At 39.6% G+C, this 26,648-nt stretch carries 18 protein-coding genes; 14 read left to right on the forward strand and 4 right to left on the reverse strand.

All coding sequences use genetic code 11. The features are described 5' to 3' along the window. Nucleotides 1-56 precede the first annotated feature (56 nt). The gene (gene metG, locus ACWPVZ_RS02080) at nucleotides 57-2,060 is read left to right on the forward strand and encodes a methionine--tRNA ligase (protein WP_002890121.1); all 2,004 of its coding nucleotides are present in this window, start codon (nucleotides 57-59) and stop codon (nucleotides 2,058-2,060) included. A gap of 235 nt (nucleotides 2,061-2,295) precedes the next feature. Here the strand turns inward: metG and ACWPVZ_RS02085 are convergent, their stop codons facing one another. The 3 genes from ACWPVZ_RS02085 to ACWPVZ_RS02095 form a co-directional block, all read right to left on the reverse strand. Continuing rightward, nucleotides 2,296-3,141 carry an aldo/keto reductase gene (locus tag ACWPVZ_RS02085; protein ID WP_002890123.1) on the reverse strand — a complete coding sequence of 282 codons (846 nt, stop codon included), beginning with the start codon at nucleotides 3,139-3,141 and terminating at the stop codon, nucleotides 2,296-2,298. 10 nt (nucleotides 3,142-3,151) lie between these two features. After that, nucleotides 3,152-4,048, reverse strand: coding sequence for a LysR family transcriptional regulator (locus ACWPVZ_RS02090; RefSeq protein WP_002885507.1), 897 nt, complete (start codon nucleotides 4,046-4,048; stop codon nucleotides 3,152-3,154). Nucleotides 4,049-4,287: 239 nt separating this feature from the next. Continuing rightward, a complete protein-coding gene (locus ACWPVZ_RS02095) occupies nucleotides 4,288-5,028 on the reverse strand; it encodes a CPBP family intramembrane glutamic endopeptidase (RefSeq protein WP_414341286.1) in 741 nt (246 codons plus the stop codon). A 410-nt stretch (nucleotides 5,029-5,438) separates the two neighbouring features. On the opposite strand from ACWPVZ_RS02095, the gene ACWPVZ_RS02100 reads away from it, so the two are divergent. The 11 genes from ACWPVZ_RS02100 to ACWPVZ_RS02150 all read left to right on the forward strand — a co-directional run bounded on the left by ACWPVZ_RS02100 (nucleotide 5,439) and on the right by ACWPVZ_RS02150 (nucleotide 22,825). Next, nucleotides 5,439-7,373 carry a GbpC/Spa domain-containing protein gene (locus ACWPVZ_RS02100; RefSeq protein WP_414341288.1) on the forward strand — a complete coding sequence of 645 codons (1,935 nt, stop codon included), beginning with the start codon at nucleotides 5,439-5,441 and terminating at the stop codon, nucleotides 7,371-7,373. Nucleotides 7,374-8,676: 1,303 nt separating this feature from the next. Next, a complete protein-coding gene (locus ACWPVZ_RS02105; RefSeq protein ID WP_073685653.1) occupies nucleotides 8,677-9,636 on the forward strand; it encodes a competence protein CoiA in 960 nt (319 codons plus the stop codon). Nucleotides 9,637-9,646: 10 nt separating this feature from the next. Continuing rightward, nucleotides 9,647-11,452, forward strand: coding sequence for an oligoendopeptidase F (pepF, locus tag ACWPVZ_RS02110; protein ID WP_454380669.1), 1,806 nt, complete (start codon nucleotides 9,647-9,649; stop codon nucleotides 11,450-11,452). A gap of 216 nt (nucleotides 11,453-11,668) precedes the next feature. Next, the gene (locus ACWPVZ_RS02115) at nucleotides 11,669-12,889 is read left to right on the forward strand and encodes an L-lactate MFS transporter (RefSeq protein ID WP_414341289.1); all 1,221 of its coding nucleotides are present in this window, start codon (nucleotides 11,669-11,671) and stop codon (nucleotides 12,887-12,889) included. A gap of 71 nt (nucleotides 12,890-12,960) precedes the next feature. After that, complete coding sequence (locus ACWPVZ_RS02120) at nucleotides 12,961-13,668, forward strand: O-methyltransferase (RefSeq protein ID WP_014633986.1); 708 nt, start codon at nucleotides 12,961-12,963, stop codon at nucleotides 13,666-13,668. 61 nt (nucleotides 13,669-13,729) lie between these two features. Next, a complete protein-coding gene (locus tag ACWPVZ_RS02125; RefSeq protein ID WP_002890136.1) occupies nucleotides 13,730-14,872 on the forward strand; it encodes a peptidyl-prolyl cis-trans isomerase in 1,143 nt (380 codons plus the stop codon). A 338-nt stretch (nucleotides 14,873-15,210) separates the two neighbouring features. Next, a complete protein-coding gene (locus tag ACWPVZ_RS02130; protein ID WP_414341291.1) occupies nucleotides 15,211-15,696 on the forward strand; it encodes an LURP-one-related/scramblase family protein in 486 nt (161 codons plus the stop codon). A gap of 24 nt (nucleotides 15,697-15,720) precedes the next feature. Beyond that, nucleotides 15,721-18,339, forward strand: a complete 2,619-nt coding sequence (gene alaS / locus ACWPVZ_RS02135) for an alanine--tRNA ligase (RefSeq protein ID WP_013990152.1) — start codon at nucleotides 15,721-15,723, stop codon at nucleotides 18,337-18,339. A gap of 176 nt (nucleotides 18,340-18,515) precedes the next feature. Then, entirely contained in the window at nucleotides 18,516-21,071 is a 2,556-nt protein-coding gene (locus tag ACWPVZ_RS02140) for an SH3 domain-containing protein (protein WP_414341292.1), read from the forward strand. A 202-nt stretch (nucleotides 21,072-21,273) separates the two neighbouring features. Continuing rightward, complete coding sequence (locus ACWPVZ_RS02145) at nucleotides 21,274-22,026, forward strand: response regulator transcription factor (RefSeq protein ID WP_414341294.1); 753 nt, start codon at nucleotides 21,274-21,276, stop codon at nucleotides 22,024-22,026. 133 nt (nucleotides 22,027-22,159) lie between these two features. Beyond that, nucleotides 22,160-22,825, forward strand: coding sequence for a DUF6287 domain-containing protein (locus ACWPVZ_RS02150; protein ID WP_414341295.1), 666 nt, complete (start codon nucleotides 22,160-22,162; stop codon nucleotides 22,823-22,825). Between the two features lie 92 nt (nucleotides 22,826-22,917). On the opposite strand, the gene ACWPVZ_RS02155 is transcribed toward ACWPVZ_RS02150, so the two are convergent. Further along, a protein-coding gene (locus ACWPVZ_RS02155; RefSeq protein WP_414341445.1) for an IS3 family transposase occupies nucleotides 22,918-24,269 on the reverse strand; the annotation gives its coding sequence in 2 pieces (ribosomal slippage) (nucleotides 22,918-23,819 and nucleotides 23,819-24,269; 1,353 coding nt in all). 286 nt (nucleotides 24,270-24,555) lie between these two features. Here ACWPVZ_RS02155 and ACWPVZ_RS02160 point away from each other — a divergent pair. Then, nucleotides 24,556-25,290, forward strand: coding sequence for a response regulator transcription factor (locus ACWPVZ_RS02160; RefSeq protein ID WP_414341340.1), 735 nt, complete (start codon nucleotides 24,556-24,558; stop codon nucleotides 25,288-25,290). Further along, entirely contained in the window at nucleotides 25,287-26,606 is a 1,320-nt protein-coding gene (locus tag ACWPVZ_RS02165) for a sensor histidine kinase (RefSeq protein ID WP_414341339.1), read from the forward strand. The genes ACWPVZ_RS02160 and ACWPVZ_RS02165 overlap by 4 nt, the downstream gene beginning before the upstream one ends. Nucleotides 26,607-26,648: the final 42 nt, after the last annotated feature.

Below are 26,648 nucleotides of genomic sequence, written 5' to 3' on the forward strand. Positions count from 1 at the left end.
TAAGATGTTATATCATCAGTGTTAGCCCATTTGTTAACACATGAAAGGAAATTAAAATGACAAAAACATTCTACATCACAACACCTATCTACTACCCATCTGGTAAATTACATATTGGTTCTGCCTATACAACCATTGCTTGTGACGTCTTGGCACGTTACAAACGTATGATGAACTACGATGTCTTCTATCTTACTGGGCTTGATGAACACGGCCAAAAGATTCAACAAAAGGCTGAAGAAGCAGGAATCACACCACAAGAGTATGTGGATGGTATGGCTGTTGGTGTTAAGGATCTCTGGCAACTTTTGGATATCTCATACGATAAATTCATCCGTACGACTGATGATTACCATGAAAAAGTTGTTGCTCAAGTTTTCGAGCGTCTCTTGGAACAAGGAGATATCTATCTTGGTGAATACTCAGGTTGGTACTCAGTTTCAGACGAAGAATTCTTCACTGAAAGTCAGTTGGAAGAAGTTTACCGTGATGAGCAAGGTAATGTCATTGGTGGGGTAGCTCCATCAGGGCATGAAGTAGAGTTGGTTTCTGAAGAATCATATTTCTTTAAACTCAGCAACTACGCAGACCGTTTGACTGCCTTCTTTAAAGAACACCCAGAATTTATCCAACCTGATGGTCGTATGAATGAAATGCTTAAAAACTTCATCGAGCCAGGCTTGGAAGATTTGGCTGTGTCACGTACAACCTTCACTTGGGGAGTAAAAGTACCGTCAGATCCAAAACACGTGGTTTATGTGTGGATTGATGCCCTTATCAACTATATTACTGCCCTTGGTTATGGTCAGGATGAGCATGGTAACTTTGATTTGTTCTGGCAAAATGATGAAAACCACGAAATTATCCACATGATTGGTAAGGATATTCTTCGTTTCCACTCAATCTACTGGCCAATCATCCTTATGGCTCTTGATTTGCCATTGCCTACACGTCTTGTTGCCCACGGTTGGTTCGTCATGAAAGACGGTAAGATGTCTAAGTCTAAAGGAAACGTGATCTATCCAGAAATGTTGGTAGAGCGTTTTGGTCTTGATCCACTCCGTTACTACCTTATGCGTAGTCTTCCTGTCGGTTCAGATGGTACCTTCACACCAGAAGACTATGTGGCTCGTATCAACTACGAGTTGGCTAATGACCTTGGGAACCTCCTCAACCGTACAGTTGCCATGATTAACAAGTATTTCGGTGGTCAAGTGCCTGCCTATGTTGAGAACGTTACAGACTTTGATGCTGATTTGGCTAAGGTTGTGGCTGAAAATATCGAAGAGTTCCACAAACAAATGAATGCTGTAGATTTCCCACGTGCCTTGGACGCCGTTTGGAACATCATTTCACGTACCAATAAGTATATTGATGAAACAGCTCCTTGGGTACTTGCCAAAGAGGATGGTGACAAGGAACAATTGGCAGCGGTTATGGCTCACTTGGCGGCTAGCCTTCGTGTGGTAGCCCACTTCATCCAACCATTCATGATGACAACTTCAAATGCCATTATGGAACAACTTGGATTGCCAGTAGTATTTGACCTTGAAAATCTTGAACTTTCTGGCTTCCCAGAAAATGTGACAGTCGTTTCAAAAGGAACTCCAATCTTCCCACGTCTTGACATGGACGAAGAAATTGCCTACATCCAATCTCAAATGAACGCAGGCAAACCTCAAGAGAAAGAATGGAACCCAGAAGAGGTCGAACTTAAGTCTGAAAAAGACCAAATCAAATTTGACGACTTTGACAAGGTTGAAATCCGTGTCGCTGAAGTTAAAGAAGTGGAAAAAGTCGAAGGTTCAGATAAATTGCTTCGCTTCCGTCTTGACGCTGGCGACGGAGAAGACCGCCAAATCCTCTCAGGTATTGCTAAATTCTATCCAAATGAACAAGAATTGGTCGGCAAAAAACTCCAAATCGTGGCTAACCTTAAACCACGTAAGATGATGAAGAAATATGTCAGCCAAGGTATGATTCTTTCCGCAGAGCATGATGGCAAACTCACTGTCTTGACAGTAGATCCATCTGTTCCAAATGGAAGTGTGATTGGGTAAAATATCATATAAAAACAGTTTTCCAATTCGTAGAATTGCTAAACTGTTTTTTTACTAATCTTCGGTTGTGAGTAAAGCGCTTGAAACACATCTAAGTCTAGCACTTAGGAGTTCTGATTCCTTAAAACTGAAAATTATTTACTGGAGAATGTCACCTAAGCTCCGTCACTACTTAAGGAAAGCCACAAGAGGAGCTAGTGTATAAGAAAAACGAGTTCAGTCGAACTCGTTTTTCTTATACACTATATTTCAATAAATGCTTAATGCGTTCCACGCTTTCATCGGGTCCATAGGCGTCTGGGTATCGGTCCAGTCTACTAATAGCATCAAGATCTGCTTGGTCTAGGTGGAAGTCAAAACTATTAAAGTTTTCCTTCATCCGTTCGATATGAGTACTTTTAGGAATGGTCAGAATGCCTTGTTGGGTTTGCCATCTGAGGATGACCTGAGCGACTGTCTTGCCATGTTTTTCAGCGATAGCAGTCAGAGTTGAGTCCTGAAAAATACCATCCTCTCCTCTGTGAAAAGGAGCCCAGGCTTGTGTTAGGGTACCAAATTCCTTATCAGCTTTCTGGATAAGTTTGTGTTGTTTATAGGGATGCAACTCGATTTGATTGACCGCTGGAATGACAGGTGTCTGCAAGGCAAAATCCGCCAAACGTCCTGTTGAGAAGTTAGAAACACCAATGGCTCTAATAAGTTCTTCATGCTTAAGCTCAATCATGGCACGCCAGGCACCATGTAAGTCGCCAAAAGGTTGATGAATCAAATATAAATCAAGATAGTCAGTATCTAGTTTGCGAAGTGTTTCTTTTAGGGCTAATTTGGTATCTTCGTAGCCGAGCTGGCTAATCCAGACTTTACTAGTCAAGAAAATATCCTCTCGAGGGATACCAGATGCCTTAATAGCACGTCCCACGGCTTCCTCATTTCGATAAAGACTAGCAGTATCAATTAATCGATAGCCTACAGAAAGGGCATCTTCAACGGCTTTTTGACATTCCTTTTGATCGAAAATTTGCCAGACACCAAAACCAAGCACGGGTATTTTGATGCCATTGTTAAGTGTTTGAAATTCCATTTTCTTCTCCTTAGTGGTGGGGTAGTAAGCTATCCTGAATTTCCTCGATAAATGCTTGAATAATTGCGGATTGTTTCTGTTTATTATTTGTCACAAACCCCAAGGTGTGCTTTGGACTGTTCTTCAGTGGAAGTAAAACAATTTGGTCCTTAATGAAACTATTAACAATACCGAGGCCAGAAGCGTAACTATCTGAGGCACAGAGCAAATTCATGACACTGCCTCGGTCATTACTGTAAATCACTTGTTGGTCAGGCAGAACCTCGAGAGGATCTTCGTCAAAATGAATTCCAGAGCTTTCTTGACGAAAGCGGACCTGTGGGTATCCCTCTAAATCTTTGAGATTGAGGGATTTTTTGTGAGCTAGGGGATGTTGGCGACCTAAGAAAATCTTGGTTTCAAACTCTCCAAGTGGGGTAAAAGTTAAATCCATGTGTTGGAAACTGCGTTCTAGGATATGGTCGTTATCTTCATCTAGATAAATAATCCCCAGGTCACTTTCGAAGCTTTCAACGCTTTTGAGAATCTTCCTAGTTGTTGTTTCAATCAGTTGAAATTCTTGATAATCACTACGAAAACGTTGGGCAATGTGAGCCATGGGAAGTGACAAGAAATCGTAGTGGTGACTGGCAACAGTGAATGATTTCTTAAAGGATTTGCGATAGCGTCCTTCTAGTAGATCTAGCTCTCCAAGAATACGTTTGGCATATTTGAGAAAATCATGACCGTCATCAGTTAGTTTAGCCCCTGTATTGGAACGTTCAAAGAGTTGGACTCCAAGTTCTTCCTCTAAATCACGGATGGATGCTGAGAGATTAGGTTGAGTCAAAAAGAGTTTTTTAGCAGCCTTACTAAAAGACCCTGTTTCAGCGATAGTCTGAACATAGCGACATTGTTGAAAATTCATAAGCATCCCCTTTAAAAAAATATGATTGTAGGTCATATTATAACAAAATGAGAAGTCTAAAATCAGCAAAATTCTGATAGGAATAGATGAAGACCTGATATGAAATTTCTATGATTAAATCGTTTTTGGAGTAATAATGGAAATTGAGATAAGTTGTAAGAATGTGGTGCTGATAAATGAAAAACTGCATCCCCTGGTTAGACACCAAAAATCTAACTTGTGGGATGCAGTTTGAAATATTAGTCATTAAGATATCTAATGGCTTTCAATTTTTTAGGACGAATAAGGAAGAGTCCTAGGGCAATTAAAGGTAGCCAGAAAATGAAATGCCAGATACTTGTAGCTGGTGCAGCCTGTGTTGATTGCGAGAGAAGGACACTGGCAAAATCAACCAAACAGTGCAGAATAATAGTCCACCAGAGGCTACCAGTACGTAGGTAAATAGCAGCAAAGAATATTCCTATAGCTGTCGCATAATAAACCTGGAACAAGGTAGCGTTCAAGGGCTGGTGAGTGAGGTTTCCAAGATGGGCTAGTCCAAAAATTATGGCAGATAAGAAAACGACTCCTAAAACCTGTTTTGAAGATCTAATACCATCTTGGAAGGCGAGTTTAAGGAAAAGTCCACGAAAAAAATATTCCTCAAAAAACCCGGCTCCTAAGGCAATAACCAAGGCAGTTCCTATCATGTAAGGTGCTTTACTGATCCCAAAAGCAACCGCAGAAACATAGAAGAAATCTGCCAAAAGAAGAAACCAACAAACCCCTAAGGTTTCAGACCAACTTATCTTTTTAGTCGATTTGATCTTTAATCCAAGGCGTCTCTGTACGAGGAAATAGTATAGACACATAAGGCCAAGCGTTTTAATGAGATAACCTATATTCTCAGGCAGAGGCCTAAGAAGCAAACGCAGTACAAGGTTCGCTAAAATAAAACTAATCCCAAGAAGGATCAGCAATCTCATTTCTTTTTTAGTCATTGAAAAGTCCCCCAACTTTCTTAACATTTTTTTCAAGTATATGACGAAAAACGCTTAAAGTCAAGGTCTTGAAGGTGTTTTTTATGTGTTTTTAGTAATGAAGAGGTCACTTCATGATAACCCGAATATAGTAGAAAACATATGCTATCTTAGAAACAGTCCTTTATGAGAAAAAAATGAACGGCTGTAAGAAAGTAATAAGTGAAAACTCTGTGATTCCCTTACGAATTACAATTAATTGTAAAGAAATGATTGAATTATAACAAAAGTGTGTCAAATTTTAAAAACATGTAGCAAATATATAATATTTTTTTCAGAAAACTATTGCCAAATTTTGAAAATCACGGTAGTATATTAAACGGTGAAGAAAATAGGTTAATAAAATGTTAACCAAGAAGGAGAAAGTGTAAATGAAAGTCAATCCATTTAAAACAACATTGTATTCAAGCGTATTGCTTGCAGGACTCGCGGCTACAAGCGTAGCAGCTGCGGATGAAGCTAAAGATGTAACAGCAACTACTGATACTGATGCAACCGTATCAAATACGACTGCAGAATCAAGTGCTAATCTTGTTAAAACAACAGGTGATGCAGCAGTTGTCACTACAGTACCTGGAACAGAAGAAAAAACTACTACTGAAACAGATACTACTGTAAAAACAACAACTAAAGCTATTGCTGAAGTTTCAAATCCTGACTTCAATAACGCTGTTGAGGCTGCAACAACGACTGCAGCAGCATCAAAAGATTCTGCTGATGTTAAAGCTGTTCAAGATCAAGCAGCTAAAGATGCTCAAGAAGCTTCAAATACAGTTGTTTCTGAAAATAAATTGACTCGTGAAGAAGCTGATGCAGCTCTTACATCTGCTAAAGCAAATGTTGTTGCAACAGGAGGATTCACAGCTACAGAAGAAGCAGGTGTGAAACACACTAGCGTCGAAGCTGCTAACAATGACAACAAAGTTCAAACAACAGCTTTGACAACTGCGGTTTCAGAATATAATCAAAAACTTGCAGATTACAAAACACAATTGGACAAATACTACCAAGACGTTCTTGCTTATGCTGCTTGGGAAAAATCATACAAGGAATATACTGGTGGAACAACAGCTCGTCTTTTGACAAAGGGCTTGGCTGAAAATGCCACTGGCTTGATTTATAAAACAGAATCTAATGCTACTATGACTGTTGAAAACTCAGCAGGTTCAGTTGACTACTTGGATAAAACAATCCAATCAGGTCACTCAGTAGATGAAATCCTTGAGCAATTCAACACATCTCGTTACATTCCAAGTGACTTCAGTGCAGCTAACGGTACACAGTACACTATCAATGCTGATGGTGAATATACTGAAGATGTATGGTTGAAGATGGCTACAGGTCAAACGTTGACTGTAACATACAACAATCTAAACGGAACATCATTCAATGGTACTCCAGTTAAGAAAATCGTTGCAACTTACACTTTGGTAGAAACACCAAGTACAGATGGTTCAGCCATTGTTAAGTTGTACCACGATCCAACGAAGACACTTTTCATTGGTTCACAAACTGACGACACTAACAAAAAACTTCATGTTAAGATGAACTTGAACTTCTTTGAAACTGAGTCATCAGTGACACCACTTGATTTGTCTAAAAATGGTTCAGTTTTGAGTATCTCATCACTTAACCACTGGAACACTGAGCTAGGAAACCACATTGAAAAAGTTGGTTTGAATGGTAATGAATACGTTCAAATCCCTGGTTCATCTATCACTTTGCATGAAGATGGTTATGCTTATGCAACAAATGATAATGAATTTGTTGCTAACGGTTCTCGCTTTAACAGTGACCCAACAGTTGATCCAACAACTGGTGAAGTCACAGATGAAGGTTGGGATGCTATTAACCCAGATGGAACACCTCGTACGACGAATGCCTACTACGGTGCAGCTGCAACAATCTTCAAGGGTGAACCAATGGACTTCATCGTAAGCGGAAATAACCTTAACGTTCCAACTGCTTACTGGTTCGCAACTAACTCAACAGTAGTTGTTCCTGAATTGCCAGAAGAACCAAATAAACCAGTTCTTCCAAATACTGTTTCAGCATCAGTTACTTACCACAAAAACTTTGTGTCTGTTGAAGAAACAACTGAGAAACCAAAACCTAAAGTACCAACAACTCCAACAGAACCTACACCAGGTAAACCTGTAACACCAACATCAGTACCTGTAAAAGAAGAAGCTCCAGCTCTTCCAGCTACTGGTGAAAAATCAACAGCAGCTTCTGCAGCAGGTGCAGCTATGGTGACATCAGCTTTGGCCTTGTTCGGTATCTCAACTTACAAACGTAAACACTAAGATAATACAAAAAAAGCTAGGAAATTTTCCTAGCTTTTTTGGTTTGGAAGAATCAAGTTAGCTAGAAACAAGGAAGATGAAATTTTCTGACATTTAGTGAAACTACTTGATTTAGACTCAAAAAAGAAAAAATGATATACATTTTCTAATTTTTCAAAACTGCAAACAAGGCCTATATTATGGGCTTTTCTCTATAGCTAACCATGTAAAAAATAAGGGTCTAAATATTATTTTCAAAAAATATGAAATAAATTAATTGACAAAAAATTATAATACAGTATAATAGATTGTGTTAGGAAGAGTTTGTTTTTTTGGCAGGGTGACTCCCTAGTCCAAAAAAGACTAGCTTAGAATCCGGAATTCTAAGTTATCAAATTCCAATGTTTCATTGTGATGATTTAAAAAAGAGAAGATTTAAACAGCAAACAAATCAGATTAATCGATTTAAAACATCAGCATCATCGTAGCGGGAGCTAGCGGTATTTTTAATCCGTGTAGAGCAAACGACAGATTCAAAAACAGCAGAATCGGTAGAGACTAATCTTCAAAAGCGAAGAGGGAAAGAAAATAAAGCAGTAACTGCTAATATACCTATCAGAAGGTGGATTAAACCTAATGACTGATAGGTGGTATGTTATGAGAGTGGCGTTTTTAGCCAATACTCTTCTAGGAAATAGTATCTTGTAAGCAGTAAGACGTTCTGCGTAAAGAAGCTAGAGGGAAAGCTTTTCAGATTGACTGACTATCAATCATAAGATACTCTTGACTAGAAACCATTTTGGACCAACACGGTTTTGCGTTTGTTGGTATTGAACTGCACCTAGGGAAATGGTGGTTCAATGTTAGTAAATAAAGACTTTACATTTCAAAAAAGTCAAAAAATTGTTTTATCACAACGTGAACTCGAGGGATTAAGTTCAAGTTGAGATTCAGGAACAAAAAGGTAAGAAGCATATTGGGATGATGTTTTAGCGACGGAATTTGACTAGATGTTTGTGAGAGCATCTGTCTATGCTACATTGACTATTTTTAAAAGTCGTGTGGAATAGAAACTGTTTTCAAGATCCTGATTCCTAGGAAAGTTGGGGGATTTTCCTTTAGGTATCGAGATTATTGAAAAGAGATCAAATGGACTGAGCGGCACTTGTATCCCAAGGTAAGCAATACACCTATAAACCTAAGTTTCCATACAGCAGGGAGCAAGTTTCAGTTTGAATGGGGGACGCATCTAGAGTAATCTAGATGTTTTTTATTTTGTGAATTCTTTTACGAATAAGTAAGAGAGTGCATGAAGGAGGGTGTCGTGTTAATTGCAAAAAATCAGGAGGGAGACCTCGTTTCAGCTCTAGAAACTAGTTTGCAACGTAAGGAATCCTACAGCTGTCCGGGCTGTCAGGGAGTTGTCCTATTGAGGCAGGGGCAGGTAATGTGTCCGCATTTTGCTCATAAGTCTTTACAAGATTGTCAGTTCTTCTCGGAGAATGAATCGGCCCAACATTTATCCCTTAAGGCAGCCTTATATAAATCTTTGGTTAATCATGGTGAAAAAGTACGTATTGAAAAGGTTTTGTCCGAGATGGGGCAAATTGCAGATTTATTTGTTGGCGATTCCCTGGCTCTGGAAGTTCAGTGTTCTCGTTTATCACAGAAACGTTTAAGAGAACGCACACGCACCTATCACCAAGCAGGTTATGAAGTGCGTTGGCTTTTGGGGGAAGACCTATGGTTGGGACGGCGTTTAACAGACTTACAGCGGGACTTTCTCTATTTTACGGCTAAGATAGGATTTCATCTATGGGAGCTTGATTGGAAGAAAGAGGAAATTAGACTTAAGTATCTCATCTATGAGGATATTTTTGGGAGAGTTTATTACTTAACTAAGACTTGGTCTTTAACAGAGAATCTCATGACGGTTTTACGTTTTCCCTATCAAGCAGAAAAGGTTGAGACCTATCAAGTGACTCAGCGAAAGAAAGTCTCACATGTGATTCAACGGGAATTAATGGGGAAAAATCCAAGATGGATGAGAAGGCAGGAGGCGGCTTATCTTAAGGGGATGAATTTGTTAAGTCTGTCTGATCAAGATTTTTTCCCACAAGTAAGATTTCCTGAATCTAGGCAGGGTTTTGTACAAATTAGACAGTCACTTGAAGGTTTTGAAAAGCTTTTTAAGCAATATTATCGAAAAAGTCATTTTTCTTATCGACAAACTCTCTACCCTCCCACCTTTTATGCTAAAATAGAAAAGAATAGACACAATTAAGGAGAATATTATGTCAGACAATCGTACTCATTTAGAAGAAAAATACACATGGGATTTGACGACCATTTTTGCGACAGATGCAGATTGGGAGACCGAATATGAAAGCACTGTTCAGGATTTGAGGAAGGCTAGTGCTTATGCAGGTCATCTCTTGGATTCTGCTAAGAACTTGCTTGAGGCAACAGAACTTTATATGAGCCTTATGCGTCGCTTGGAGAAAATCTATGTCTATGCGTCAATGAAAAATGATCAAGACACAACAGTAGGTCTGTATCAAGAGTACCAAGCAAAGGCCTCAAACCTTTATTCACAGTTGAGTGAAGCCTTTGCTTACTTTGAGCCTGAATTTATGGCCTTGGATGATAAGAAATTAGCTGAATTTAAAGAACAAGAGCCAGGTCTTGGACTTTATGACCACTATTTCGAACGTCTTTTGGCCAACAAGGATCACGTTCTTTCTCAAGAAGCGGAAGAACTCTTGGCAGCAGCCGGTGATATTTTCAACGGTCCAACGGATACCTTTAATGTCTTGGATAATGCTGATATCCTCTTCCCATGGGTATCAGATGGCCAAGGGGATGTGGTTGAGTTGACACATGGTAACTTTATCACCCTCATGGAATCTAAGGACCGTGACATTCGTAAGGGTGCTTATGAAGCGATGTACGGTACTTACGAGCAGTTCCAACATACCTATGCACAAACACTTCAAGGCGTTGTTAAGGTTCACAATTACCAAGCCAAAGTTCGTCACTATAATTCGGCACGTCATGCAGCACTTGCGGCTAATTTTATTCCAGAGAGTGTTTATGACTCACTCTTGGAATCAGTGAATAAGCATTTGCCACTTTTGCACCGTTACCTTGATTTGCGTAAGAAGGTCTTGGGGCTTGACGAGCTTAAGATGTATGACGTCTACACACCACTTTCTGAGACTGAAACTGCTCTTACTTATGAAGAATCCCTCAAGAAAGCAGAAGAAGTCTTGGCAATCTTTGGTGAAGAGTATAGTAAAGGGGTTCATGCAGCCTTTACGGAACGTTGGATTGACGTTCACCCTAACAAAGGAAAACGCTCAGGTGCCTACTCAGGCGGTGCCTATGATACAAATGCTTTCATGCTTTTGAACTGGCAAGACACTCTGGACAATCTCTTTACCTTGGTTCACGAGACTGGCCACAGCTTGCATTCAACGTTCACACGTCAGACACAACCATATGTTTATGGAGATTACCCAATCTTCTTGGCGGAAATTGCGTCTACAACTAATGAAAATATCTTGACAGAAACGCTTCTTAAAGAGGTTAAAGATGACAAAACACGTTTTGCTATTCTTAACCACTATTTGGATGGTTTCAAGGGAACTGTCTTCCGTCAAACCCAATTTGCTGAGTTTGAGCATGCTATCCATGAAGCAGATGCCTCTGGTCAAATCTTGACAGCCGACTTCATGAATAAACTTTACGCAGACCTCAATGAGAAATACTATAACCTTAAAGCTGAAGATAACTACGAAATTCAGTTTGAGTGGGAACGTATTCCGCATTTCTACATGAATTACTATGTCTACCAATACGCTACAGGGTTTGCAGCAGCAAGCTACTTGGCTGAAAAAATTGTTCACGGTACTGAGGAGGATAAAGAAGCTTACCTTACTTACCTTAAGGCGGGAAGCTCAGATTATCCTTTGGAAGTTATCAAGAAAGCTGGTGTTGATATGACCAATACCGACTACTTGGATGCTGCCTTCAAAGTTTTTGAAGACCGTCTCGTTGAATTGGAAGTCTTGGTTGAAAAAGGTGTTCACCTTTCTTAAAAAGAAGTTACTATACTATATGAAAGAATCATTCTGGATAAGAGTGGTTCTTTTTACATCTAAAAAACGAACATTTACAGCATGCAAGTCCTAATTACTACGGAAAATTACTAATGAGCATATTTATAGCTCCTTGTTTATATTCATGATAGACTAAAAACCTAACGTTTTATAATTGATAAGTGAATAGTGTTCAGAAATAGAAAGTAGGTTTTTGTGAAAACAACCAATCGTTATCTTGTAGCAACGTGTGGTGTCTTACTCCATCTTATGTTGGGGTCTACCTATGCTTGGAGTATCTATCGTAATCCTATTATGGCCCAGACTGGCTGGGATCAATCTTCAGTTTCTTTTGCCTTTTCATTGGCCATCTTTTGTCTTGGTCTTTCTGCAGCCTTCATGGGACGTTTGGTTGAAAAATTTGGTCCTAGGGTGACTGGGAGTATGTCGGCTGTTCTCTATGCCGGAGGTAACATTCTAACAGGAGTTGCCATTGCTCAGGGAGAGCTGTGGATACTTTATCTTGGTTACGGTATTCTTGGTGGTCTAGGACTGGGTGTGGGGTATATTACGCCTGTTTCAACCATCATTAAGTGGTTTCCTGACAAGCGTGGGCTTGCGACTGGTCTTGCCATTATGGGCTTTGGCTTTGCATCGCTCTTGACCAGCCCTATTGCCCAATATCTGATTCAGGCACGTGGTGTTGAGCAGACCTTTTATATCTTGGGAGTTGTTTATTTTATTGTGATGCTTTTTGTCTCACAATTCATTAAACGACCAAGTGTAGAGGAAGCACAACTGTTGGCTGACAAGAGTCCGAACCGTCAAGCTGCTGATTTAAGCAAGGGAATTACGGCTAATGAAGCTCTGAAATCGTCAACTTTCTACTGGTTATGGCTTATCTTGTTTATCAATATTTCATGTGGCTTAGCCCTTGTCTCTGCAATTTCTCCAATGGCTCAAGATATGGTTGGGATGTCAGCGGAATCAGCAGCAGTTGTTGTCGGTGTTATGGGAATCTTTAATGGTTTTGGTCGCCTTCTGTGGGCAGGCTTGTCGGATTATATTGGGCGTCCGAAGACCTTTATCCTCCTCTTTGTGGTTAATATCGTTATGGCTATCCTCCTAATTGTCCTGCAAGTTCCACTTGTCTTTGTGGTTGCGATGGCTGTTCTGATGACATGCTACGGGGCAGGATTCTCCTTGATTCCTCCCTACCTTAGCGATATCTTTGGGGCAAAGGAATTGGCTACCCTTCATGGTTATATTCTGACTGCCTGGGCTATGGCAGCCTTGGTGGGACCAATGCTCCTGTCGGTAACCTATGAATTGACAAAATCTTACCAGATGACCTTGCTTGTTTTCATTGCTCTTTACGTGGTAGCTTTGGTTATTGCTTACCTCTTGAAAAAGAAGGTTATTCGTCAAGTAGTCTAATGATGAGGATTTGAGTTATAGATAAGAAAAATCTCTAGCACTCGCTAGGGATTTTTTATATAATAAAACACATGGTTAAATCATATAGTAAAAACGCAAATCACAACATGCGTCGCCCAGTAGTAAACAAGGATATCGTGGATTACATGCGAACGCATCTTCAGGAAAATAAAGGGCATTTGGCTGAGCTGGAGGCCTTTGCTCGTAAGGAAAATATTCCAATTATTCAGCACGAAGTTGTTGCTTATTTCCGATTTTTGTTACAGACCTTGCAGCCTAAGAAAATCCTTGAGGTAGGAACGGCTATTGGTTTTTCAGCTCTTCTTATGGCTGAGTACGCCCCTGATGCTCAGATTACGACGGTTGATCGTAATGAAGAAATGATTGGCTTTGCCAAGGAAAATCTAGCCAAGTATGACAGCCGCAAACAAATTACCTTAGTTGAAGGTGATGCAGCAGAAGTTTTGCAAGATTTGGACACTGATTATGATTTTGTTTTTATGGACTCAGCCAAGTCTAAATATATCGTCTTTCTGCCTGAAATCCTAAAACGTCTCAAGGTAGGTGGTGTCATTGTCTTTGATGATATCTTCCAAGGGGGGGATATTGCCAAAGACATCATGGAGGTTCGTCGTGGTCAGCGTACGATTTACCGTGGTTTGCATCGTCTTTTTGATGCGACCTTAGATAACCCTGGTTTGACTGCTAGTTTGGTACCTATGAGTGACGGACTTCTTATGCTTCGGAAAAATTCTGAAAATATTATCTTGCCAGATTAAGCATTATTTAAGTAAGTGTGGTATAATAACAAAGATATTGACAATTTAAGGAGTAGATAGAATGGCTAAAGAAAATGAAAACCTTGAGTCGACAGAAGAAACTGTTGAAGAGGTTGTAGCAGACAAAGACGCAGAACAAGAGCATCTTGATCGCCAAAAAGAAGAAGAGGAAAGCATCGCCCTCGCTAGTGAAAAAGCGAAAGAAAAAGCTAAACGTGCTAAAACGAAAAAGACACGTGATGCTGGTAAACCAAGCTCAGGTGGCCGCTTCCTCGGAGGTCTTGCCCTTGTAGCTGTTTCAGCTCTCGTTGGTGCAGGTGCTATGTATGTTTCTCTAGGTAACAAAACGACTGAAGAAACAACTTTGGTATCTATGAAAGGTGATACTGTTACTGTCGGTGATGTCTTTGATTCACTTAAAGGTAGCAGCCAAACACAACAAAGTGTTTTGAGTGCAACTTTGCAAAAGGCTCTTGAAAAAGAATATGGTAGCAAAGTCAGCAAAGAAGACGTAGACAAAGCTTATAAGCAAGCTTCAGAACAATACGGAGATCAATTCTCACAAGTACTTGCAGCCTATGGTCAAACAGAAGAGTCATACCGTACTCAAATCCGTACACAAAAATTGGTTGAGTATGCTGTTAACCAAGCCGCACAAAAAGATTTGACTGAAGCAAATTACAAGGCCGCCTATGATAACTACACACCAAATACAGAGGTACAAGTAGTTTCAACTACTGATAAAGCAGTGGCAGATAAGGTAGACTCTGAAGCTAAAGCAGAAGGAGCAGACTTCTCACAAGTTGCTAAAGATAACAGCTTGGAAGTGGCTTCTAAGACAGTTAACTCAGCTTCTCAAGACTTCCCAGCAGATGTTTTGACAGCAGCCTTCAAACAAGATGCTAATGCCGTTTCTGACGTAGTGACCGTTTCAAACAGTTCAACTGGTGCTGCAACTTACTATATCGTCAAAACTGTTTCAAAAGCTGAGAAAAATGCAGATTGGAAAAACTATAAGGATGATTTGACTAAAGTTATCATCAATGGTAAGAAAGCTGATACTAACTTCACTAACTCAGTGATTGCTAAGGTCCTTAAGAAATACAATGTTAAAGTTGTAGACAAGGCCTTCAGCGCAATTCTTGACCAGTATGTGACTGGTTCTGGGGCTTCATCAAGTTCATCATCAAGCTCTAGCAAATAAATCACAAGATAGAGTTGATAATGCTATTATCAGCTTGACCTAAGACCTAAAACACGTTAAAATGAAGAGTGGCTAAAAGTTCTAACATCATGACATTTTTAGCCATCCCTTTGAGATTGGTAATCATTGCTTCTGATACAGAAAAATGGCGGTCGCTGCGAGCCATGGACGAATTTGGTTACTTGCTACTCAAAGTTCACAATTAAAGACAAATAAGAATGACAAGTTCATTGAATGAAGGTGGTACCGCGGTTCACGTCGCCCTTCGTTTAGTGGTCTTGTCTTTTATTCTTTTAGTATTTTTTGAATGAAGTGTGTGGCAATAGTGGAGGTGGCGTATGAAAGCCTATTTTGTCAAACAGAAGTTTCGATTGGGCGGTGAACGATTTGATATCAAGGATGATCAAGGTAGAGTTGCCTATCAGGTTGAAGGATCCTTTTTTAAGATTCCAAAGACCTTTACGATTTTTGGCGAGGATGGTCGTGAAATCAGTCATATCACCAAGGAGCCTATTAGTCTCTTACCCAAATTTACGGTGGATTTACAGGATGGTTCGAGTTTTTACATTCGTAAAAAATTAACCTTTCTTCGTGATAAGTATGATGTCGATAATCTTGGCTTGCGAATAGAGGGGAATATTTGGGACCTGGATTTTCAACTGCTTAATAGTCAAAATCAGGTAGTTGCTAGGATTCAAAAGGAGCTCTTTCATCTGACATCGACTTATACTGTTACCGTTTATGAAAATACTTATGCCGATTTAGCCATTTCCCTATGTGTCGCTATTGACTATGTGGAAATGCTCGAGAATAGCTCAAAATAAGAAACAATTGATTAAGGAGAAACAATGAAACAACTTACTTCAGCACAAATTCGTCAAATGTGGCTTGATTTCTGGAAGTCAAAAGGTCACGCTGTTGAACCATCAGCTAACTTGGTTCCAGTTAACGATCCAACCCTTCTTTGGATTAACTCAGGGGTTGCCACTTTGAAAAAATACTTTGATGGCTCAGTAATTCCTGAAAATCCACGTATCACTAACTCACAAAAAGCTATCCGTACCAACGATATCGAAAACGTTGGTAAGACAGCTCGTCACCACACAATGTTTGAAATGCTTGGTAACTTCTCAGTTGGTGACTACTTCCGTGATGAAGCTATTGAGTGGGGTTATGAGCTTTTGACAAGCCCAGAGTGGTTTGATTTTCCAAAAGACAAACTTTACATGACTTACTATCCAGATGATAAAGATTCATACAACCGTTGGATTGCCTGCGGTGTTGAACCAAGTCATTTGATTCCAATTGAAGATAACTTCTGGGAAATCGGTGCTGGCCCTTCAGGACCAGATACTGAAATCTTCTTTGACCGTGGCGAAGACTTTGACCCTGATAATATTGGTATCCGTTTGCTTGAAGAAGATATTGAAAACGATCGTTACATTGAAATTTGGAACATCGTTTTGTCACAATTCAACGCAGACCCAGCAGTTCCACGTTCAGAATACAAGGAACTTCCTAATAAAAACATTGATACGGGCGCGGGTCTTGAACGTCTTGTAGCCGTAATGCAAGGGGCTAAAACAAACTTTGAAACAGACCTCTTCATGCCTATCATTCGTGAAATCGAAAAAATGTCTGGTAAAACTTACGATCCAGATGGTGACACAATGAGCTTCAAGGTTATTGCTGACCACATTCGTTCATTGGCATTTGCCATCGGTGATGGTGCTCTTCCAGGTAATGAAGGTCGTGGTTATGTCCTTCGTCGTCTTCTCCGTCGTGCAGTAATGCATGGTCGTCGTCTCGGCATTTCTGATGCTTTCTTGTACAAACTTGTTCCAACTGTTGGTCAAATTATGGAAAGCTATTACCCAGAAGTTCTTGAGAAGAAAGATTTTATCGAGAAGATTGTTAAACGTGAAGAAGAAACCTTTGCACGTACTATCGATGCAGGTTCAAGCATGCTTGACGAGCTTCTTGCTAACCTTAAGAAATCTGGTAAAGATACGCTTGAAGGTAAAGACATCTTTAAACTTTACGATACTTACGGATTCCCAGTGGAATTGACAGAAGAGTTGGCTGAAGATGAAGGCTTCAAGATTGACCATGAAGGTTTCAAAGCTGCCATGAAAGAACAACAAGAACGTGCGCGTGCTAGCGTGGTTAAAGGTGGTTCTATGGGAATGCAAAATGAAACCCTCGCTAACATCACGGAACCTTCTGAGTTCTTGTATGAAGCAGAAACTGCAGAAAGCCGTTTGAGCGTAATCGTTGCTGATGATGCTCGTCATGATAGTGTTAACTCTGGTCAAGCCCTCCTTGTCTTTGAACAAACACCATTCTACGCTGAAATGGGTGGACAAGTAGCAGACCACGGTACGATCTCAGATGCAGCTGGTACAGTCGTTGCGCGTGTTGTTGATGTTCAACGTGCACCAAATGGACAAGCCCTTCACACTGTTGAAGTTGAAGGTGAACTTGTTGTAGGGGCTAACTACAAACTTGAAATTGACCACACACGTCGTCACCGTGTCATGAAGAACCATACAGCGACTCACCTCTTGCACGCTGCCCTTCATAACATCGTCGGTGATCATGCTGTTCAAGCCGGTTCTCTTAACGAACAAGAATTCTTGCGTTTCGACTTCACTCACTTTGAGGCTGTAACTCCAGAAGAATTGCGTGCTATCGAAGAACAAGTTAACGAAGAAATCTGGAAAGCTACTCCAGTAACAACTATTGAAACAGACATTGACACTGCTAAATCAATGGGAGCTATGGCCCTCTTTGGTGAAAAATATGGTAAGAATGTTCGTGTCGTTTCAATCGGTGATTACTCTGTTGAGCTTTGTGGTGGTACGCACGTTGCCAACACTGCTGAAATCGGTATGTTCAAGATTGTTAAAGAAGAAGGTATCGGTTCAGGAACACGTCGTATCTTGGCAGTGACATCACGTGAAGCTTACCTTGCTTACCGTGAAGAAGAAGATGCCCTCAAAGCAATCGCAGCAACACTTAAGGCACCACAATTGAAAGAAGTGCCTAACAAGGTTGCCAGCCTTCAAGAGCAATTGCATGCCCTTCAAAAAGAAAATGCTGCGCTTAAAGAAAAGGCAGCTGCAGCTGCAGCTGGTGACGTCTTCAAAGATGTTAAAGAAGCTAACGGTGTTCGTTACATTGCTAGCCAAGTAGAAGTTTCTGATGCAGGTGCCCTTCGTACCTTTGCTGACCAATGGAAACAAGCAGACTACTCTGACGTCCTTGTCCTTGCAGCTCACATTGGTGAAAAAGTTAATGTCCTTGTAGCAAGCAAGTCTAAAGATGTTCACGCAGGTAATGTCATCAAGGTTCTCGCACCAATCGTATCAGGTCGTGGTGGTGGTAAACCAGATATGGCCATGGCCGGTGGTAGCGATGCCAATGGTATCCAAGATCTTCTTTCAGCAGTAGCAGAACAGCTCTAAGATGTGATACAATAAAAGTAACTTGAAAAGGTAGGATGAAAATCCTATCTTTTTTACTTTAAAAACTTTAGTAATAATATTGAAATAATTGTAAAAAATATTTCAAAGGGGTATAATAGAAGTATGAAAACGGTTCCAATGTTTATCAAACAGCCTAGAAAGTGAGAGTGATCAAAATGAGAAAGGCATATGTTGTTAAGGAACGTCAACGTTACTCAATTCGTAAATATTCTTTTGGAGCTGCATCAGTCTTGATTGGTGCGAGCTTGATGCTTGGTGGACATGCTTTGGCTCAGGAACAAGCCAACAGCACAAGTACCAGCAAGGATTATGAAGTTTTTGTAAATAATTCTGAACCACTTCAAATCGACCAGGCAACTTCAGAAGCTGTTACCGATGTCCTCAATCAACCAGCTTCAAGATCTGAAGCGCCAAGACCTAAGCTTGCTAGCAGTGAGGTTGCTTCTTCTGAAGCCAGTAGTGTAGTGGCTAGCGAGGCTGCTTCTTTGGAAGTACCGGCAGAGGTTGTCCATTCTGCATCTGCTGTTGCTTCTGTATCTAGATCAGAAGTGGCTAGCCCACGTTCTGAAGTGTCATCAGTAGCTAGCTCTGAAGCAGCAAGTGAGACTAACCGTTCAGCAACTTCAGAAGTAGCAGAAGTTAGAGGTACTGACCGAGAAGCTGTGGATACTCCTCAACCTGGTGTGGATGGTCCTGTGACTGCTGATGGTTCTCTTGATATTCCATCAAACGGCACCTATTATTTCCGTCGCACAACTGAAATTCGTACAGCTCCAGTCATGGATATCAAACCTACCTTCGTCTTTAGTGCAGGCGACCATGTTATCTACGACAAGGTCTTGAAGAGAGACAATCACCAATGGATTTCTTACATTGGTTACGACTATGAACGCTACTATGCTGATATCGCAGCTTTGAAGGCTGAAAATACTAGTAGCAACACTGAAGCGACTAGAGATGAAACCATCCCTGAACGTGGTACTTATTACTTCACTAAACCTGCAGATGTGAAGAACCAACCTAGCTTGACCGCTAAGACTGAGTTCAATTTTGATCCAGGTATGTCAGTCAACTACGATAGATCTTTGCTTGCTGACAACCACCGTTGGATTTCTTATGTGTCATACAATGGTACTCGTCGTTACGTCGATCTAGGTGCAGCAGCAGAGGCTGTAGCTAAACCAAGAGGCGATATTGCTATTGAAAGCCATGATAATGGTGACTTTAGTGTGGTTATTAGTAATGTATCAGATCAAAACGGTATTCTTGGGGTATCTGTTCCAATCTGGTCTGAAAAGAATGGTCAAGATGATATCATCTGGTACAATGCGACTCGTCTTAACAATGGTAACTACAAGGTTAACGTCAGTCTAACTGACCACAAGAATGAACGTGGTCTCTACAATGTTCATCTTTACTATGTTGAAACTAATGGTAAATTGGTTGGTGTGGGGGGCACAACTTACACAGTTCCTGCCAAGGTTGAAGAAACTCATACAACTACTAGCTATAGCCTTCCTGACTCAGGAACTTACACCTTCAAAGAACGTTCTAGCATCAAGGCAGAACCTCGTGTGGCAAGTCCAGAGTTGGCCTACTACGATGCTGGTATGTCAGTCAACTATGACAAGATTGTCAGTGGTGATGGTTACCAATGGCTTTCTTACCTCAGCTACAATGGCAACCGCCGTTATGTAGCCGTGGCTAAACTTGCTCAACAAGAAAGCAAACCAAGCGGTACTATCAATATTGAAAATCTCTCTAACCTTGGTTTTGATGTTCATATCACTAATGTTTCTGGTGGTGATAAAGCTATCCAAGGCGTAAGTGTTCCAGTTTGGACAGCTCAAAACGGTCAAGACGATCTTGTATGGCACCAAGCTAACAGACAAAGTGATGGTAGCTACAAGGTTCGTATAAATGTTAGCGACCATAAGACTGAAGCAGGCGAATACATTGTCCATCTCTACTATGTTCAAGACGGTAAGATGGTAGGTATCGGAGGCACTAGCACAACTGTTCCAGTTCAAAATGCAACTCGCCATAACCTTCCAGCTTCAGGTTCATACACCTTTACTGCTCGTTCTGGCATTAAGACTCAACCTTTGGTAGCCAACCCAGATGTTAGCTATTATGATTCAGGTATGTCAGTTAACTATGACAAGGTTGTCAATAATGATGGCTACACATGGCTTTCTTACCTTAGCTATTCAGGACATCGTTTCTATGTGGCTACCGCACCAACAAGTGTGACTAAACCTGTAGAACAACCAGTTCAACCAAGTACACCATCATCTGGAACCTACACTTTCAAAGAACGCTCTAGCATTAAAGCAGAACCAAGCGTCGCAAGTCCAGAGTTGGCCTACTATGATGCTGGTATGTCCGTTAACTATGACAGATTGGTGACTGCAGATGGTCATACATGGCTCTCTTATGTCAGCCATGGAGGCAACCGCCGATACGTTGCTATTGATGCTAAGGCAACAGCAGTTACTCAACCAGCAAGTCCAAGCCTAGCAGCAACCGGTACTTATACCTTTACCAAACCTAGCTCTATCAAGGCTCAACCAAGCGTTGCAAGCCCAGAGTTAGCCTACTATGATAAAGGCATGTCCGTTCGCTATGACAAGGTCCTTACAGCTGATGGCCATACCTGGTTGTCTTATGTAACCTATAGTGGTGTAAGACGCTATGTGGACATTGCTTAAGAGTTGTAACATCACTCTCTTTTGAGGGTGGTGTTTTTTTAGTTTCAAGAGTTGAATAAATATATTGTTCAATATGTTTTGAAAATATTTGCCGTAAATTAGCGAAAGTTGTAGAATCAAGATGAAAGTATAGGATTCGTTCTATAAGTAGCTAATTCATCAAGTTATTGAAAGGAAATGTTATAAAACGGAGGTATTGAGCATGTTAGATATTTTTGTTTTAGAAGAAGATTATTTTCAACAAGCTCGTCTTGAGGATGCCATCCACAAGTCTAAACAAATATATATTTTAAGAATTGGGAAGGTCAATTTATACGATAAACCCAATCAATTATTAGAGCGTATTACGGAAAGGGGCTCGCATTTACTCTTTTTTCTAGATATTGGATCTGATAGCGATATCGAAGGGGGAATATTGGTTGCTCAACAGATTCGTGAGCGAGATCCTTATGCTAGTATTGTTTTCATCACAGCACATCCCGAACTCCTACCTTCAACCTTTCAGTATCGCTTAGCTGCACTTGATTTTATTGATAAGAATTTGCCTGATAATGAATATGAAGATAGGATTATTTCTGATATTGGATTAGCACTTTCTAAAAATGGTCTTAGCCAAATAGAGTGTGCTTTTACGGTAGATACAAAGAATGCAACTATACAAGTTCCTTTTCATAAGATTCTTTATTTTGAAACATCTCCAACAGTTCATAAGGTGATTCTTTATACAACGGAAGAGCAGATCGAGTTCTATGGTCAATTGTCAGAAATTGTGAAACAAGATTGCAGACTATATAGATGCCATAAATCATTTGTTGTAAATCCCGAAAACATTGTGAGATTGGACAAAGAGTTAGGTATTATTTATTTTGAAAACGGAGAGTCATGCTTAGTTTCAAAAGCTAAACAAAAAGAGATTGTTGCTAAGATGCTTGTTCCAAAAACCATAGCAGTTTGATGTATATAGTATTTTTATTTTAAATGTTATTTTCTGATTATGACGAAAAAACGACCGTTTATGACTTCAATGAAAAATTTAGCTGTTTTTGTATTATAATAACCGAGTAAATTATCAGTAAAGGACATCACTCATGAAAAATACAAGTAAACTTATTGGTTTAGTATTAGCCCTTATCGTAGTTATCCTCGCTGTCTTCTTAGTGACTAAGTTTAATAGTCATGAGTCGGCGCGTGTTAGCACAAGTAGTAGCCCAGCCAAAACGGTTAAGAAGTCATCTTCAAGCTCAAGCAAAGCTGTTAAGAAGGATAAAAAATCAGCTCAATCATCATCTTCAGCAGTTTCAAATGAAGAAAATGACAATCAGGCCTCAGCAGTAGCACCTAAGGCTTCTTCTCAAGAACAAGCTCAAGCAGGTACTACAGATGGCGGACAAGTGGCTGAATCTGCAGCTGGAACAGATGAGGCTAAATCTGAAAAGAACACAAATAATAGTCAATCATCGCTTGACTTTGGTGCCCTTGACAATGGTGATATTAGCTCTCTTGTGGGAACTTGGACTAATGCGAATGGTGAATCAGTTACAATTAACGCTGATGGTACAATTATCAAAAATTCAACAGGTTACACTGCTCAATTGAAGCCTCAAAGAGTTTCAGATAATATTTTTTATGCAGGAGTTTTCTCAGATACAAGCTCAGCTGCATTGAGAGCAATCTCTGGAGGTAGTAACGGTTCTGATTACCTTGTTATTGGTCAAGACCAAACTGCTGAGGGTTTCCCTTATTATCGTAACTAGTACGAAAAAGACTGCTATTTATGAACTGCACCCCAAAAGTTAGACAGATAAAATCTAACTTTGTACTGACCCCAAAAAGTTAGACAAATAATTTAAGCAAAGGATTTAGTTCTGTATTGCACAGGACTAAGTCCTTTTAGTTTTATCTTAATGCGTTTGTTGTTGTAATAATTAATATAGTCTACAATAGCTTGTTCCAAATGCTCAATTGACTTAAACGTCTTCTCATAACCATAAAACATCTCAGACTTCAGAATACCAAAGAAGGATTCCATCATGCCGTTGTCTGGACTATTGCCTTTACGTGACATGGAGGGTTGGATTCCTTTCTCCTCTAAAAAATGATGATAGAAATCATGTTGATATTGCCATCCCTGATCACTGTGTAGAATAGTTTTCTCATAGTACTTCTCTGTGAAGGCTTGTTCCAACATCATTTTTACTTGTGCTAAGTTGGGTGAAGTAGAAAGATTGTAGGCGATAATTTCGCTGTTAAAACCATCTAAAACTGGTGATAGATAGAGTTTTTGGCTGCTTGCTGGAATGGCAAACTCTGTCACATCTGTGTAGCACTTTTCCATTGGTTTTGATGCTTCAAACTGGCGTTGAATGAGATTCTCTGCTTTCTTACCAACCTCTCCTTGATATGAAGAATACTTACGTTTACGACGAATTCGACCACTTAAACCAAGAGCCTTCATCAGACGTTGCACTTTCTTATGATTTACCATGAAGCCACGATTTCTCAATTCAAGAGTCATTCGACGATAGCCGTAATTTCCTTTATGCTCACAATAAATTGATTGAATTTCAGCTTTAAGCTCTTTATCTTTGTCAAATCCATCTAGTTGTTTCAACTGATAGTAGTAAGTTGAGCGAGCTAAACCAGCCGTTTCAAGAAGTAAATCTAGTCGAAATCCTCCTGTGATCATTCCTCTAATTGTCTCTGCCTTTCTCGCTGTAAGGCTTCGTCCCTGTCTTCTAGTTCTTTTAACTTTTTTAGGTAAGCCACCTCGGTACGTAAGCGTTCATTCTCCTCTTGGAGTCGTTCTAGTTCTGTCATTTCTTCCCAAGTTTTCTTACGTTTACGTCCCATTTTAGGTACTCTCTCTCTTGTTTTTTCAACAATAGTATACCCATTTTTCTTGTATTGTGCTATCCAATTTTTCAACAGAGAAGGATTGGGTAGAGCATAATCTAAAGATACACTTTTTCGTGAACGACCTCTAAGCAAAACTTTATTAATTATTTCTTCCTTTAATTCGGGAGAATAGTAACGATTCTTCCCTTTTTTGACGATTTCTATTCCGTAACGTTCAATCAACCTCACCATATATTTTAGTCCAGAAACATCCACACCAAATCTTTTTGAAAGCTCTTTGAAGCTTCTCCCCTGTTTTCTCAGTTCATATATCTGAATCTTGTTCTCATAAGTTAATTTCATAATAAAAACACCTCAAAAGTTTGATTTTTTCAGTCTAACTTTTGGGGTGCAGTTCAAAAGTTTGATTTTTTCAGTCTAACTTTTGGGGTGCAGTTCACTTTGTGGGGTGTTTTTTTAGTTGATTGAAGCAAAAAAATGTTACAAACTATTGCTTTTTTGTAATAAAACTGTAAAATAGGTAAAGAGAACAAAAAATCTCATTTTGAATAAATAAGAGAGATTCGTTTATTAAAGGAACTGCACCATCTTGGAATATCTCTTAAGATTATGCTAGAGGAGTTAAGTTATGCTTAACATCTATGTTTTAGAGGATCATTTTATCCAACAAAATCGTATTGAAGAGGTTATTCATACGATTTTTAAGAAAAATAACATTAAAGTAGGCGACTTTGAGGTTTTTGACAAACCCAATCAGCTATTAGAGTCTATTACCGAGCGAGGGTCTCATCAGCTCTTTTTCTTGGACATTCAAATTAAAGACGATACTAAAAAAGGTTTGGAAGTGGCTAAGCAGATTCGCAAGAATGATCCCTATGCCAATATTGTTTTCTTCACGACCCATTCAGAGTATCTTCCCTTGACTTTTCAATACCAACTGGCAGCTCTAGACTTTATTGATAAGTCTTTGGAGGGTGAGGACTTTCAAAAGCGTGTGGAAAGTATTATCTTATTAACCTGCAAAAAGATACAGAGTCAGAATCCAGAAGACGCTTTTCGGATTGAGAATGCTAAGACCGTTATTCAGGTTCCTTTTCATGATATCTTGTACTTTGAGACGTCAGATATTGTTCATAAGGTTATCCTTTATACTAAAGAGGAGCAGATTGAGTTTTATGGCAGTCTCTCACAAATCGAAAAGAGTGACCCTAGACTGTTTAAATGCCACAAATCTTTCCTTATCAATCCAGAAAATATCATCAAATTAGATAAAAGTACGGGGACAGTCTATTTTGAAAATGGTGGCGTTTGCTATGTTTCAAAGTTGAAACTAAAGAAATTGCTTGAGAGAATCAGCCTATGACAGCAATCAATTTTTTGTTGGATAATCTAGACTTTTTAGCGGAGATTATCCTCTTTATTCTCATTTATCAATACATTACCTCCGAGAAGATAAAGCTAAGATGGTATATTATCATCCCCTTGATTATCCGATTTTTATTTGTGCTTTCTCCAGCCCTGTCCTATGTTTTAGGGCATGCCCTCTTGGTTGTTTATTCCCTCTACAGAAATCGTTATGGCAATAGGTTATTAGATATTTTCTATGGCTTGTTTCCAATCATCATAGAAAGTCTTGTTCACAATCTTATTATTTATGGGATTGCCTTGGTCATCAATCGTCATTATCTGATTGTACTTAACCATTTTCATTTAAACCTTGTCATTGAGTTGCTAGTCTTTCCTGTGTTTTGGTTAATCATTAAGACCTTAAAAGTGGATTTCAAAGCATTGAACTATGGTTTTCGAAAGTCATTTTCAAAGTACTTTTTATTACTTATAGATATATCAATGTTATCTTATGCCCTCCTTCTCCAATATATTACCTTTTTTGTGCAACAGAGCCCTGGAGGAAGAGATTGGCATGTTTATCTCGTGGTGACCTATGCTTTACTCTTTCTTGCGACCCTTGTTTATATCAATGCGACCTTCAGTGAGAGACTAAAAGAAGAAGTCCTACTCCAAAAAGATAGGCAAATGAGTGATTTGGCTCATTATAGTCAACAAATCGAGCAACTCTATACGGATCTTCGTCGCTTCAGGCACGATTACCTAAATGTTTTGTCTAGTATCAAATATGGCATTGACTCCAAGGATATGGCTATTATTTCCGATATCTACGATAACATCCTTGAAAAAACAAAGACTCGGATTGAGGGGAAACAGTACGAAATTGCCAACTTGATTAATATTAAAGATGAAGCCGTTAAAGGTGTCCTGGCTAGTAAAATTTTGGAAGCACAGGGACAGTCTATTACCATTCACCTTGAGGTCAGTGATATCTTTGAAGTATCGAGGATGGAATTGTTGGATTTCATAACAGTGTTGTCTATTTTTTTGGATAATGCTATTGAAGCTAGTCTGGATAGCAGTGCTAAAGAAGTAAACATTGCTCTTATCAGTGGAGAGACAAAGGTGGTGATAGTGGAGAATACCATTGCTCAAGAATCTATCAATACAGTCGGTATCTTTAAACTTGGTCGCTCAAGTAAAGGAGAAGGACGTGGTATAGGTCTGTCTACTGTTCGAGAGATTTTAGGGAAGTATCCTAATTGTTCTTTGTCAACACAATCTAAAGACTATCGTTTTAAACAGACACTAAAAATAGAAGATGTGGTTTGATTATGACGAAAAAACCACTGTTTATGACTTCAATGAAAAATT

Source organism: Streptococcus sp. Marseille-Q6379, from assembly GCF_965119505.1.

Coding starts and splice junctions, on each gene's coding strand:
- metG (WP_002890121.1), top strand. CDS start 57: ATGACAAAAACATTCTACATCACAACACCTATCTACTACCCATCTGGT.
- ACWPVZ_RS02085 (WP_002890123.1), bottom strand. CDS start 3,141: ATGGAATTTCAAACACTTAACAATGGCATCAAAATACCCGTGCTTGGT.
- ACWPVZ_RS02090 (WP_002885507.1), bottom strand. CDS start 4,048: ATGAATTTTCAACAATGTCGCTATGTTCAGACTATCGCTGAAACAGGG.
- ACWPVZ_RS02095 (WP_414341286.1), bottom strand. CDS start 5,028: ATGACTAAAAAAGAAATGAGATTGCTGATCCTTCTTGGGATTAGTTTT.
- ACWPVZ_RS02100 (WP_414341288.1), top strand. CDS start 5,439: ATGAAAGTCAATCCATTTAAAACAACATTGTATTCAAGCGTATTGCTT.
- pepF (WP_454380669.1), top strand. CDS start 9,647: ATGTCAGACAATCGTACTCATTTAGAAGAAAAATACACATGGGATTTG.
- ACWPVZ_RS02120 (WP_014633986.1), top strand. CDS start 12,961: ATGGTTAAATCATATAGTAAAAACGCAAATCACAACATGCGTCGCCCA.
- ACWPVZ_RS02125 (WP_002890136.1), top strand. CDS start 13,730: ATGGCTAAAGAAAATGAAAACCTTGAGTCGACAGAAGAAACTGTTGAA.
- ACWPVZ_RS02130 (WP_414341291.1), top strand. CDS start 15,211: ATGAAAGCCTATTTTGTCAAACAGAAGTTTCGATTGGGCGGTGAACGA.
- alaS (WP_013990152.1), top strand. CDS start 15,721: ATGAAACAACTTACTTCAGCACAAATTCGTCAAATGTGGCTTGATTTC.
- ACWPVZ_RS02140 (WP_414341292.1), top strand. CDS start 18,516: ATGAGAAAGGCATATGTTGTTAAGGAACGTCAACGTTACTCAATTCGT.
- ACWPVZ_RS02145 (WP_414341294.1), top strand. CDS start 21,274: ATGTTAGATATTTTTGTTTTAGAAGAAGATTATTTTCAACAAGCTCGT.
- ACWPVZ_RS02150 (WP_414341295.1), top strand. CDS start 22,160: ATGAAAAATACAAGTAAACTTATTGGTTTAGTATTAGCCCTTATCGTA.
- ACWPVZ_RS02160 (WP_414341340.1), top strand. CDS start 24,556: ATGCTTAACATCTATGTTTTAGAGGATCATTTTATCCAACAAAATCGT.
- ACWPVZ_RS02165 (WP_414341339.1), top strand. CDS start 25,287: ATGACAGCAATCAATTTTTTGTTGGATAATCTAGACTTTTTAGCGGAG.